An 11,556-nucleotide genomic window follows, 5' to 3' on the forward strand; every position below is an offset into this window, starting at 1 on the left:
GGCTGTGCGCCATCAGGTGCCTCTAGCGGCTCACGTGAAGCCTTAGAGCTGCGTGATGGTGACAAAAGCCGTTATCTGGGTAAAGGCGTAACCAAAGCCGTTGCCAATATTGATGGCCCAATTCAGGCAGCACTGAAAGGCAAAAGCGCTTACAAGCAGGCTGAAATCGACCAGATCATGATCGATTTAGACGGCACTGACATGAAAACCAAACTGGGTGCCAACGCGATTCTGGCCGTGTCATTAGCGGTAGCACGCGCAGCAGCAGCCGATAAGAAAATCCCGCTGTATCAGCATATTGCTGAACTGAATGGCACAGCTGGTGTGTACAGCATGCCGGTACCGATGATGAACATCATCAACGGTGGTGAGCACGCCGATAACAACGTGGATATCCAGGAATTCATGGTGCAGCCAGTGGGTGCCAAAACCTTTGCCGAAGCACTGCGCATGGGCGCTGAGATTTTCCACAGCCTGAAAAAAGAGCTGCAAAAGCGTGGCCTGAACACCGCTGTAGGTGATGAAGGCGGTTTCGCGCCGGATCTGAAATCAAACGAAGAAGCATTGTCTGTAATCGTGGAAGCGGTTAAAGCTGCCGGTTACGAGATGAATAAAGACGTAACGCTGGCGCTGGACTGTGCCGCGTCTGAGTTCTACAAAGACGGTAAGTACGTGTTAAGCGGCGAAGACAAGAGCTTTGATTCATACGGCTTTAACGACTATCTGGCCGGTTTAACCCAGCGCTACCCAATTGTTTCTATTGAAGACGGTCTGGACGAAAGTGATTGGGATGGCTGGAAAGACTTAACCAATAAAATTGGTAATAAAGTACAGCTGGTGGGCGATGACTTATTCGTTACCAACACTAAGATTTTAACCCGCGGTATTGAGCAGGGCATTGGTAACTCTATCCTGATTAAATTCAACCAGATCGGTTCATTAACCGAAACCCTGGCTGCGATTAAAATGGCAAAAGATGCTGGCTTCACTGCTGTTATCTCGCACCGTAGCGGCGAGACAGAAGATGCTTTCATTGCCGATTTAGCAGTGGGTACTGCAGCGGGCCAGATCAAAACCGGTTCACTGTGCCGTTCTGACCGTGTGTCTAAGTACAACCAGTTACTGCGTATCGAGCAGGAGCTGGGCAGCAAGGCACCGTACAAGGGCCGCAGCGAAATAAAAGGTCAGTAATTACTGCTTGCGTAAATACTGATTGAATAATCAAAGCCACCTTCGGGTGGCTTTATTGTTTTTGTCATGGCGTTGAAATATTAGGTTTTTACACTTGTCGCTACCTGAAAAATCTGACAGATGTAAGCCGTGACTGAAAAATTGCAGGATGCTGCCACCCTATACCCTTTGCTGCAACAATTAGAGCAACTGTGTAAAGCTGAGTTTGATATTGCTGTCTCTGCGCAGAAAATGCGTGATGACGCTGCTTATCGCCAACTGGTGCTACAGGAATTATCACAAATTCGCCAGCCGCAACTGGAGGCGATGCTGGCAACGTTGCAGCAGAAACTGCAACAGTCAGCTAACGCAGACGCTAAAGCTGCTACAGCAAAATCGCGCCGGCCACTGCTGTTGGCTGGCGTTGTCGTTATGCTCGCGCTGGTGTCTGCAGGCGGTTACTGGTGGCTGAATCAATCAGCAACCCCCGCTGTGGCTGTTGCTGCTATGCCGTCTGCCGAGGCTACTGCGCAAACTTCTGCCGTGGTGAAAGCTGCAGCGACGGATACGCCTGCGCCGGCGCAGTTGTTGTTCCGTTTACATGGCTCCAACACTGTTGGCGAAAAGCTGGCGCCGGCGCTATTACAAGCTTTTTTACAACAGCAGCAGGCTGAGGGCTTTGACTGGCAGCAAACGCAATCATCGGTTGAGCGGGCGCTGAACTTCAGTAAAGCAGGCAAGCGCGAGAAGGTGCAGCTGCATGCACACGGCTCCAGCACGGCCTTTAAAGATCTGGCCAGCGGTAAAGCCGATATTGGTATGGCGTCGCGGCGGATAAGTGCGGATGAAGTCGAAAAACTAAAGCCTCAGCTGGGGGATTTAAGCAAAATAGGTAACGAGCATATCGTCGCACTGGATGGCTTGGCCGTAATCGTCAACCAGAACAATGCGCTTAAAGCCATTTCCACCGAAATGCTGGCCAAAATTTTCTCCGGTGAAGTCAGCCGTTGGTCTCAGCTGGGTGGCGCAGACCAGCCCATAACACTGTATGCCCGTGATGATAAATCCGGTACTTTTGATACCTTTAAAAGCCTGGTGCTGGACAAGTTTGGCAAACAGCTAAGCCCGACTGCCAGCCGGTTTGAGTCGAGCTCTGAATTGTCGGCCAAGGTATCGCAGGATGAATATGCCATCGGCTTTATCGGCTTAAACTACATCTCGTTTAATAAGGCGCTGGCCATTTCAGAAGGTGCCGGCAGCACACCTATCTATCCGACCCGTTTTACCATCAGCACTGAAGACTATGCGTTGTCGCGCCGGTTATATCTGTATACGCCTACCGCCGCCTCACAGGTAGCAAAAGACTTTGCCCAGTTTGCGATATCGGATGAAGGCCAGCATCTGGTCGAACAAACCGGCCTGATTTCACAGAATATCCGCGTTGAGCAGGTGTACCCGATAAGCAATGCGCCGCAAAGCTACAACAGCTATGCCAGCCAGGGGCAACGCTTATCACTGAATTTTCGTTTCAGCTACGGTGACAACGAGCTGGACAATAAAGGTAAGCGTGATTTACAGCGTCTGGTCAGGTTTATGGAGCAAAACTCAGGCCGTCGCTTAGTGTTGATGGGCTTTTCTGATGCGGTTGGCGCTGTCGCTAACAATGCTGAACTGGCATTAAAGCGGGCAAAAGCGGTCGAGCGCGAGCTGACCGCCCGCGGCATTGCGGTGATGGCGGTAGAAAGTTACGGCGAGATGCTACCTGTAGCCAATAATGACACCGAAAGCGGCCGTGAGCGCAACCGCAGGGTAGAGGTTTGGGTAATTTAACAAAGCTTGGCTAAGGAAAGTGTATGTTTCGCATTCTGACCGATTTGACAAATTTACAGCAGGTCTTTGCCAGTTACAGCGCCGCTGAGGCATTAAAGGTTCAGCACAATATCAAGGCGGTGATTAAACAGCTTGGCATTCCGGATAAAGAACTGCTGCGGCAAATGCGGGCCGAGGGCCTGGACCTGGCCGAGTTTGCTGCAGCGCCCGCTGTATCTGAGTTGCCTGAGTGTTCAGAGACGGTGCTACGCAGCCATATGCGGTCGTTATTTTTATCTGCTGAAAAATTATCTGCTGCGATACAGGGGTTAAATCTGGCGCAGCAAGCCAGTGTGCGGGAGCAACTGGAGTTTGCCTGTTCAGCGCTGCGTTTACCGTCAGAGCAGCTTTTGCAGCGCATGGCCGAGCAGGGGCTGACGCTGGAAAAGCTGGGGCTGGTTGAACCTGCAGCTGATGCTGTATCTGCGGTACGTCAACGATTGGCCGGCGCATTAAAGGCAGAAGCTCAGCCGGCGGCAGCTGATAAGCCACAGCCTGATACCCTGAATCAGGTAAGACAGCGGCTGCAGGCATTGAACGCCGACACTGTAAGCGCGACAGAGTCGACTGCTGCCGGTGAAAACATTGTTAGCCTGCAACAGGCGGTGGCCCGAATTGCAAGCCGGCGCTGAGCTGTTGTAATAAATCAGTCACAGTTACCTTTTATGATGCTCAGCTGTCAGGAAGACAGTTAACGCCACTGAAGGTGCTGGCATAAACTTGTATTACTCAGGCTGATGTTTTGGGACTAAGTGATTTTCACCGCAATGAATTACTGCGTATTTTGCAGCATAAGCTGCTCACGCCGTTGTTTCAGCCTTTGGTTACATTAACAAATGGCCAGATCTGGGGATATGAAGCGCTGATACGTGGCCCGTCAGACAGCGCTTTGCACTCACCAATATTACTGTTCAAAACGGCACTGGCGTTTGATTTGCTGGAACCTTTGGAGATGCTGTGCCGCGAGCTCAGTATCAATGCCTTTGCTGAGGCGGCGGTAGAGGGTTTCCTGTTTCTGAATGTGAACCCTAAACTGCTGCTGACCTCTGATCATCCATCAGGCTTAACCAAACGTTTTATTCAGCAGGCCGGTTTGCAGCCTGATCGTATTGTCATTGAACTGTCAGAACAGTTTCAGGTAGAAGATACCGAGCTGTTTATCAGCGCGGTAAAACACTACCGCGAGTTTGGTTTTAAGGTGGCGATTGATGATTTGGGCAGTGGTTTTTCCGGCCTGAAGCTGTGGTCTGAGCTACAGCCGGATATCGTCAAAATTGACCGCTATTTTATCGACCAGCTACACCGAGACCCGATTAAAAAAGCCTTCGTTAAAAACATCATTGAAATTGCTAAAAATACCGGCTCCAGCATAGTGGCAGAAGGTATTGAAACCAGCGAAGAGCTGATTACCTGTAAAGAACTGGGCGCCGAATTGGGGCAGGGCTATCTGCTTGGCCGGCCCGAAGCTGAATGCCGGGATGTGTCGGCCAAAGCTGCGCAGTTGCTGCGGATAGAAAAAAGCCTGCCGTTTAACGAATCGCTGGAGCCGGTGATCAGCAAAGTTGCTGCCGTGCATGAGCAGACCCCTGCCAAGCAGGTGGCTTTGATGTTTGCCAACGATAATAACTTGCCCTGTGTTGCGGTGGTCGATGCCTGGCAGCAACCGGTAGGCATTGTTAGCAAGAGCATGATCAACGAGCGTTTTTCGCACCAGTTTGGCCGTGCTTTATACGAGAAAAAGGCCATTAAGCACTGTATGGAGCAGGCGCCGGTGGTGGTGGAGCGTAAGCTGTCGATGGACAATGTCAGCGCCATTTTAAGTGCTGAAGCGAATGAAGACGCCAGTTTGTATTTTATCGTCACTGACAATGGTAAGTACTATGGTCTGGGGTCGGTACGCAAGGTGTTGCGTCAGATCAGCGAGCATAAAATTCAGCTGGCACGCTATGCTAACCCACTGACTTTGTTACCCGGTAATGTGCCCATTAATACCCAGATTGATAAACTGCTGCAGCAGGAACAAAGCTTTGCTATTGCCTATATCGATATAGACAACTTCAAGCCTTACAACGATCAATATGGCTACAGCAAAGGTGATCTGGTTATTGAGCTGCTGGCGCAGATCATTCAAAGTGAGTCTGACGCTGTGGCCGATTTTATCGGCCATATCGGCGGCGACGATTTTATTGTGCTGTTTGGCACGGATCAGGCCGAAGCCACATCAGCGCGGATTTTGAAGCGCTTCGAGCAGCGGGTAAAACATTACTACCTGCCTGAGCATGTGCAGCAAGGCGGGTTCAGTGCGATGGACCGGCTGGGTGTGGCATCATTTTATCCGTTAATTACGTTATCAATTGGGCTGGCAACGCCTGATCCATTGCTCTGCCGCAGCCATCACGATGTGGCAGCACTGGCCTCGGCCGCGAAACAGCAGGCGAAAAAGCAAACCGGTGCCAGTATCTTTATTAACAAACGACGAGCCCCGGATACTACACAGAGCAGCCAGAACACTGTATTACCCCAGACTAATTTCGCTTAAGTGATTTTGAATATGCAGGTAATGGGCGTTGTAATACTGAGCTTTGGTTAAGTTGCCATAGGCAAAGTGCGGTGCAAGCTCACCTTGCCAGGCGATAAACTGGCCTATCTCAGCAATAAGTTCGGCCATCGCAACATCGTTAGGAACCTCAGCGATCAGAGCCGGTGCGCCGGGAATGGCTTCGTCCAGTGGGTGTGTCATACTGCCGCTGGCTGTAAATACATTTAAAGCCGTGGTTCCTGCGGTATATTGAAATAGCACCGATTTTGCTTGAGGGTAGCCCAGACGCGAATAACGGATACTCTGCGCCAGATGCTGCAAAATCATACTGACACTCCAGTTACCCTTGCTAAAGAGCTTCTCTGGCGGCAGACGTTTTAGCTGTGTCAGCAGTTCGTCCAGCGGATAATGCCGCGCCATGGCCACTGTTTTAACACCTGCAATCAGCACAACAGGGGTAAGCAGTGCTGCCTGCAAAAATTTACGTCTGTTCATGGTATTACTCTGCGAAGCTAATCTTGGGCTCAGGTGCTAATGTAACAGCAATCGGCGCTGTTATGCGATAGGCGCTGTAGCACGGGGCTTGGGTATACCAATAAACTTAAGTGCAGTCAGGGGTTTTCGCTTTGCAAAGTGCAAGCAATTGGCTAACATCTGGCCATGACTGAGACCGGCACTAATCAACCGCATTTCTGGCAGGTGTCCAGAGAAAACCAGACTTATACCGAGCTGTGTAATGCTTTGTATGAGCGAGAACTGCTGCGTTTATCTCAGCTAAGCACAGAGCAGCTACTGCGCTTACCCAACCGGCTGGCGAGCTTACCGTTTTATATTCGCCGGGCTGCGACCAATATTCTGCAGCAACACTCGACGCTGGAGCTCGATAGCCTGAACGCGTCCTGGTTTAGCCGCCAGGCCAGTATGTGCCCGGCGCGCAAGCAGCAAGCTGATCCGATAGACAGTTTTTATCAGCGCTACGCTAAGCCTGGCCTGATTGTGCCTGTGTATATTACCGAGCTGACTCATGAGCAAATTGTACTGGACAGTGTCGATGAAGTAGATGCGGCTGGCTTACGCCTGCATTGTAACGAACATGGCTGGTTCAGCTTTTCCGGCACGCCACTTCAGCAGCAAAACAGCGATAAATTCCTGCTCAAACCGGTTAAAAGTATAATGGCCGCCGCCTGCTGTGGCCATCAGTGGTTAAACGGCGACAAAAAGCCGCCGCGTTTACTCAGTTTGCGCGAATTGTTGCTGGCCAGTCGGTTAAACTGGCAGAATTTCGCCAAGCCGTTGCCTGCGTTGTTACCCTGATGCAGTGTTTCCCGCTTTGCATTCATTCGCTAAGGCTTCATAATAGCCCCAGCCAGATTAACGAAGTTATGTTATGCGAATACTCACCTTACTGCTGATAGTGCTGCTGGGCCTGCTGCAATACCGATTGTGGTTTGGGCAGCACAGTATTGCTGACTATTTCCGTCAGCAGGAAGAGCTGAAAAGCCAGCAAGCCAGTAATCTGGAGCTGGAAAAGCGTAACCGCGTGTTGCGGGCAGACGTTAAAGATTTACAGCAAGGCCTGGACGCTATTGAAGAACGCGCCCGCAATGAGCTGGGCCTGATCCGCGAAGATGAAGTGTTTTTCCGCATGTTCAGTCAAAGCGGCAACGCTAAAGATGGCCCAGCCGGAGTGAGCAATGACTGATACTTCTGTGCCAGCTATTGCTGCAGTAGTGCCAGCTGCCGGTATTGGCAAACGGATGCAAAGCGCAGTACCAAAGCAATACCTGAAGCTGCACGGTAAAACCGTGCTTGAACACAGCGTAGCCAAGTTACGTGCTGTGCCTGCCGTCAGCCAGATATGGTTAGCGCTTGCTGCCGATGATCCTTATTTTGATGCCACTGAACTGACACACAGCGATATTAACCGCGTCAAAGGCGGTGCCGAACGTATGCATTCGGTATTGAATGCCCTGCAGTTTATTGATGAGCATCAGTTCCCCTGGGTGTTGGTGCATGATGCGGCCAGACCGCTGGTACGCAAGGCTGATATCGAGCTTTTGATCACGCGTTGTCTGCAACACGGGGAGGGCGGCATTTTGGCCAGCCCGGTGCGTGATACGATGAAGCGTGGTGCCTGTTATGTGGCTGAAACAGTCAGCCGTGAGCACCTGTGGCATGCACTGACGCCACAGTTTTTTCCTACCGCGATGTTAAAGGCTGCTTTGCATGATGCGGTACAAGCCGGTGTCAATGTCACCGATGAAGCCTCTGCTATGGAATGGGCCGGTCACAGGGTGATGTTGGTTGAAGGTCATAGCGACAATATTAAAATTACGCAGCCGGCTGATCTGGCGCTGGCGGCGTTTTATCTGGAGCAGGTAACTGAATGAAATTGCGTATAGGGCACGGTTTTGATGTGCATGCCTTTGGCGGCGTCGGGCCGGTGACCCTTGGTGGCGTTAAAATTGATTATGCCCAGGGTTTACTGGCGCACTCTGATGGTGATGTGGTGCTGCATGCGTTGTCTGATGCGCTGTTAGGCGCCGTTGCGCTTGGCGATATCGGGCATCACTTTCCGGATACCGATGATGCGTTTAAAGGCATCGACAGCCGTATTCTATTGCGTAAAGTGTTTGCCGATGTATCTGCAGCGGGCTACAAAGTCGGTAATGTCGATATTACTGTTATGGCACAGGCGCCAAAAATGGCACCGCATATCGATGCGATGCGCCGCTGTATAGCGGATGATCTCAATGCTGATATGTCACAGATTAATGTAAAAGCCACCACTACTGAAAAGTTAGGTTTTGTTGGTCGTAAAGAAGGAATAGCGGCAGAGGCTGTGGTGCTGCTGGTAGGTGTATGAGCAGCAAGGCTTTAGCGTATTTGTATAGTGAACCGGCGGCAACTGCATTATTGCGTCAACAGCCTGACGACTTTATTGTTGATGAAGAGCTAAACTTTACCCCCAGCGGTGCCGGCGAACACGTGCTGTTACATATCGAAAAGACCGGTCAGAATACCCAGTATGTGGCTAAGCAGCTGGCTGAGATCACCGGTTTACGTGCACGTGACATCAGCTATGCCGGTTTAAAAGACAGGCATGCGGTTACCCGGCAGTGGTTTTGCTTTAAATGGCCAATAAAACAATCGCTTGACTGGCAAAGCTGGCAGCTTACCGGTTGCACCATTCTCAGTATGCAGCGGCATTACCGCAAACTGCGGCTTGGGGCATTAAAGGCAAACCGCTTTACGATACGGCTGCGCCAGGTGTCAGATTGCAACGACGTGGTGCAGCGTGCCGACAAGTTAAAGCAAGGCGTGCCGAATTACTATGGCGAGCAACGTTTTGGTATTAACGGTGGCAATTTAACCCTGGCAGAGCAGCTGTTTGCCGGTGGCAGTATCAGTGACCGTAAGTTAAGAGGCCTGGCGTTATCTGCCGCGCGCTCATTTTTATTTAATCAGCAAATTTCGGCGCGCCTTGCTGCGGGCCTGTTTAACACAATAATTGATGGTGACGTGCTGCAGCTCAATGGCACCGGTTCGGTATTTCGCACCACGCAGGCTGATCAGCAATTACAACAGCGCCTTGACGCTCAGGATGTGCATATTACCGCTGTGTTAGCGGGCATAGGTGAGCCGATGGTGAGCGGTGCGGCAGCTGAATTTGAGCAAGCTGCGCTTGTACCTTACCATGCTTTAGTCAAAGGCCTGGAAGATTACCGCTTAAAAACCGAGCGCAGGGCAATACGTTTGCTGCCGCAGCAGCTGAGTATTCAACAACAGGGCGAAGACATGATATTAAGCTTTGCGCTACCGGCGGGGTGTTTCGCCACCAGCGTGCTGCGCGAGTTGGTTAATTATCGTGACTGCGGCCGTCAGACGGCAGACATGGAGTGAAAGATGCGGATTTTACTAAGTAATGATGACGGCGTGCATGCCAAAGGTATGCAGGTGCTGCAACAGGCATTATGCCAAATCGCGGATGTCACCACAGTAGGGCCAGATAGGAACTGTAGTGGCGCCAGCAATTCGTTAACACTGATAAACCCGCTACGTGTGCAACAGATGGAAAATGGTTTTCTATCCGTAAATGGTACGCCTACTGATTGCGTGCATCTTGCTATCAGCCAGTTGCTGGACTTTACGCCGGATTTAGTGGTGGCAGGTATCAACCATGGTGCTAACCTGGGCGACGATGTGTTGTACTCTGGCACCGTTGCTGCGGCAACCGAAGGCCGGCATCTGGGGCTGCCAGCCATAGCCGTGTCGATGGCCGGGCGCGAAGAGGAACATTTCGCCACTGCGGCCTATGTTACTGTGCAGGTGATTAAAAAGCTCAAATCGCATCCTCTACCGGCAGATCAGATCCTGAATATTAATGTACCTTCGGTATCAATCGAACAGCTAAAAGGTATTCAGGTCACCCGGCTGGGGCGCCGGCACAAAGCTGAAACCATGACCAGCGCGACAGACCCCTGGGGTCGTAAAATATACTGGTACGGTTCTTTAGGCTCAGAGCTGGACGCCGGTGAGGGCACCGATTTTCATGCAGTGGCTAATGGCTATGCGTCTATTACACCGTTGCAGATAGATATGTCAGCTTATAAAAGCATGGAAAGATTACAACAATGGCTAGAGGGGATACGTTTGTAGTATGGCCGTCGCAACTTCACGCAGCGCCGCGGTATTGGCGCAAAAACTTCAAAGCGAAGGCATCTCGCAGCAGCAGGTACTCAATGCTATCGCCAATACGCCACGGCATATTTTTGTCGAAGCGGTGCTAGCACACAAAGCTTATGAAAACACCGCTTTACCGATTGGGCAGGGCCAGACCATTTCCCAGCCTTATATCGTTGCCCGGATGACAGAGTTGCTGCTTGAGGATAAAGCACCGGGCAAAATACTCGAAATTGGCACCGGTTCAGGTTATCAGACAGCCATACTGGCGCGGTTGTTTTCTCATGTGTGCAGTGTTGAACGTATCAAAGCACTACAATTTCAGGCCAAAAGGCGTCTGCAGCAGCTTGATTTACACAATGTGTCAATGAAACATGGCGATGGTTGGCAAGGCTGGCCCAGTAAAGCACCCTTTGACAGCATTATTGTGACTGCAGCGCCCACTGAGGTGCCGGTGGCACTGTTACAGCAGTTAAATGAAGGTGGTCGTTTAGTGATACCTGTGGGGTTACATGAGCAGGTACTGCGGGTTTACCAGCGTACAGGCGATGACTTTACCAGCCGCGATATCGAAGCGGTGCGCTTTGTACCTCTGGTTCCGGGCGAGTTAGCCTAGCTTCATCTGGCATTAACATACTGATATTAAACTGCAAAGCTTAGCGCAATGGCGACATAAGGAAAGACAATGCAGTATCTGCAATGGATAATTAAAGGCCTGGCTATGGGGGCGGCTGATGTGGTTCCCGGTGTATCAGGCGGCACCCTGGCCTTTATTCTCGGTATTTACGAGCGTTTGCTGGCGGCGATCAGTCACTGTGATTTGCAGGCTGTCAGGTTGTTAATGCGTGGCCGGATTACGGCGTTATGGCAACATATAGACGGTACTTTTCTGCTGTGTCTGTTCGGCGGTATTTTGCTGAGCATTTTCTCATTGGCCGGCCTTATCACCTATATGCTGCAATACCGGCGCATACATGCCGGACATCAGTAAAATAAAGCTGCCGGAAATACCTGGCAGTATCATGGCGCAGATGGCCACAGCGCCGGCAACGAAGAACATCCAGCTTTGCGGTTGCAGTTCTCTTGGCGTCAGCGAACCGATTGCTACCGCTATTGCTATACCAAACAAACATAAAACAGTGCGTCCGCTACTCCAGCGGATACTGCGGCATAAATGCGGTAAAGCGGTGATAATCAGTGCGCAAAACAGCGCCCAAAGCGGAATTGGCCGGTATTGCAGCATATAGGTGATAAGGCCGGCCAATGAGAAAATGCTCAGCAAAATACCGCCGAAC

The 11,556-nt window shown here is 51.1% G+C and carries 14 protein-coding genes; 12 read left to right on the forward strand and 2 right to left on the reverse strand.

The window, feature by feature from the left end:
* The 4 genes from eno to VIN66_RS15905 all read left to right on the forward strand — a co-directional run.
* Positions 1 to 1,191 (forward strand): phosphopyruvate hydratase (gene eno, locus VIN66_RS15890; RefSeq protein ID WP_331924887.1); only part of this gene is annotated, 1,191 nt, incomplete at its 5' end.
* A 129-nt stretch (positions 1,192 to 1,320) separates the two neighbouring features.
* Positions 1,321 to 3,000 carry a phosphate ABC transporter substrate-binding/OmpA family protein gene (locus tag VIN66_RS15895; RefSeq protein WP_331924888.1) on the forward strand — a complete coding sequence of 560 codons (1,680 nt, stop codon included), beginning with the start codon at positions 1,321 to 1,323 and terminating at the stop codon, positions 2,998 to 3,000.
* Between the two features lie 23 nt (positions 3,001 to 3,023).
* Complete coding sequence (locus VIN66_RS15900) at positions 3,024 to 3,671, forward strand: hypothetical protein (protein WP_331924889.1); 648 nt, start codon at positions 3,024 to 3,026, stop codon at positions 3,669 to 3,671.
* A 110-nt stretch (positions 3,672 to 3,781) separates the two neighbouring features.
* On the forward strand, positions 3,782 to 5,578 hold the full coding sequence (locus VIN66_RS15905; protein ID WP_331924890.1) for a bifunctional diguanylate cyclase/phosphodiesterase: 1,797 nt from the start codon (positions 3,782 to 3,784) through the stop codon (positions 5,576 to 5,578).
* Here the strand turns inward: VIN66_RS15905 and VIN66_RS15910 are convergent.
* On the reverse strand, positions 5,555 to 6,073 hold the full coding sequence (locus tag VIN66_RS15910) for a DUF1569 domain-containing protein (protein ID WP_331924891.1): 519 nt from the start codon (positions 6,071 to 6,073) through the stop codon (positions 5,555 to 5,557). The genes VIN66_RS15905 and VIN66_RS15910 overlap by 24 nt on opposite strands.
* 165 nt (positions 6,074 to 6,238) lie before the next feature.
* On the opposite strand from VIN66_RS15910, the gene VIN66_RS15915 reads away from it, so the two are divergent.
* From VIN66_RS15915 to VIN66_RS15950, 8 genes are all read left to right on the forward strand, one after another.
* A complete protein-coding gene (locus VIN66_RS15915; protein WP_331924892.1) occupies positions 6,239 to 6,892 on the forward strand; it encodes a hypothetical protein in 654 nt (217 codons plus the stop codon).
* 73 nt (positions 6,893 to 6,965) lie between these two features.
* A complete protein-coding gene (gene ftsB / locus VIN66_RS15920; protein WP_331924893.1) occupies positions 6,966 to 7,280 on the forward strand; it encodes a cell division protein FtsB in 315 nt (104 codons plus the stop codon).
* Positions 7,273 to 7,968 (forward strand): 2-C-methyl-D-erythritol 4-phosphate cytidylyltransferase, encoded by a 696-nt coding sequence (gene ispD, locus VIN66_RS15925; RefSeq protein WP_331924894.1) that lies wholly within the window; start codon positions 7,273 to 7,275, stop codon positions 7,966 to 7,968. Before ftsB ends, ispD begins: the two co-directional genes overlap by 8 nt.
* Positions 7,965 to 8,444 carry a 2-C-methyl-D-erythritol 2,4-cyclodiphosphate synthase gene (ispF, locus tag VIN66_RS15930; RefSeq protein WP_349257538.1) on the forward strand — a complete coding sequence of 160 codons (480 nt, stop codon included), beginning with the start codon at positions 7,965 to 7,967 and terminating at the stop codon, positions 8,442 to 8,444. Before ispD ends, ispF begins: the two co-directional genes overlap by 4 nt.
* Complete coding sequence (gene truD / locus VIN66_RS15935; protein ID WP_331924895.1) at positions 8,441 to 9,481, forward strand: tRNA pseudouridine(13) synthase TruD; 1,041 nt, start codon at positions 8,441 to 8,443, stop codon at positions 9,479 to 9,481. Before ispF ends, truD begins: the two co-directional genes overlap by 4 nt.
* A gap of 3 nt (positions 9,482 to 9,484) precedes the next feature.
* A complete protein-coding gene (gene surE / locus VIN66_RS15940) occupies positions 9,485 to 10,237 on the forward strand; it encodes a 5'/3'-nucleotidase SurE (protein WP_331924896.1) in 753 nt (250 codons plus the stop codon).
* 1 nt (position 10,238) lies between these two features.
* Entirely contained in the window at positions 10,239 to 10,877 is a 639-nt protein-coding gene (locus VIN66_RS15945; RefSeq protein WP_331924897.1) for a protein-L-isoaspartate(D-aspartate) O-methyltransferase, read from the forward strand.
* A gap of 69 nt (positions 10,878 to 10,946) precedes the next feature.
* Positions 10,947 to 11,252, forward strand: coding sequence for an undecaprenyl phosphate translocase family protein (locus VIN66_RS15950; protein ID WP_331924898.1), 306 nt, complete (start codon positions 10,947 to 10,949; stop codon positions 11,250 to 11,252).
* On the opposite strand, the gene VIN66_RS15955 is transcribed toward VIN66_RS15950, so the two are convergent.
* Positions 11,190 to 11,556: undecaprenyl phosphate translocase family protein (locus VIN66_RS15955; protein ID WP_331924899.1), on the reverse strand; the 367-nt coding region annotated here is incomplete at its 5' end. The two genes, VIN66_RS15950 and VIN66_RS15955, sit on opposite strands and share 63 nt — an antisense overlap.

Origin of the sequence: Rheinheimera sp., assembly GCF_036568245.1 — a bacterium.
Taxonomy (GTDB): Bacteria; Pseudomonadota; Gammaproteobacteria; order Enterobacterales; family Alteromonadaceae; genus Alishewanella.

Excerpts from the sequence above, each read along its gene's own strand:
- ftsB (WP_331924893.1), top strand. The coding sequence starts at position 6,966 with ATGCGAATACTCACCTTACTGCTGATAGTGCTGCTGGGCCTGCTGCAA.
- ispD (WP_331924894.1), top strand. The coding sequence starts at position 7,273 with ATGACTGATACTTCTGTGCCAGCTATTGCTGCAGTAGTGCCAGCTGCC.
- VIN66_RS15915 (WP_331924892.1), top strand. The coding sequence starts at position 6,239 with ATGACTGAGACCGGCACTAATCAACCGCATTTCTGGCAGGTGTCCAGA.
- surE (WP_331924896.1), top strand. The coding sequence starts at position 9,485 with ATGCGGATTTTACTAAGTAATGATGACGGCGTGCATGCCAAAGGTATG.
- VIN66_RS15900 (WP_331924889.1), top strand. The coding sequence starts at position 3,024 with ATGTTTCGCATTCTGACCGATTTGACAAATTTACAGCAGGTCTTTGCC.
- VIN66_RS15910 (WP_331924891.1), bottom strand. The coding sequence starts at position 6,073 with ATGAACAGACGTAAATTTTTGCAGGCAGCACTGCTTACCCCTGTTGTG.
- VIN66_RS15945 (WP_331924897.1), top strand. The coding sequence starts at position 10,239 with ATGGCCGTCGCAACTTCACGCAGCGCCGCGGTATTGGCGCAAAAACTT.
- VIN66_RS15950 (WP_331924898.1), top strand. The coding sequence starts at position 10,947 with ATGCAGTATCTGCAATGGATAATTAAAGGCCTGGCTATGGGGGCGGCT.
- ispF (WP_349257538.1), top strand. The coding sequence starts at position 7,965 with ATGAAATTGCGTATAGGGCACGGTTTTGATGTGCATGCCTTTGGCGGC.
- truD (WP_331924895.1), top strand. The coding sequence starts at position 8,441 with ATGAGCAGCAAGGCTTTAGCGTATTTGTATAGTGAACCGGCGGCAACT.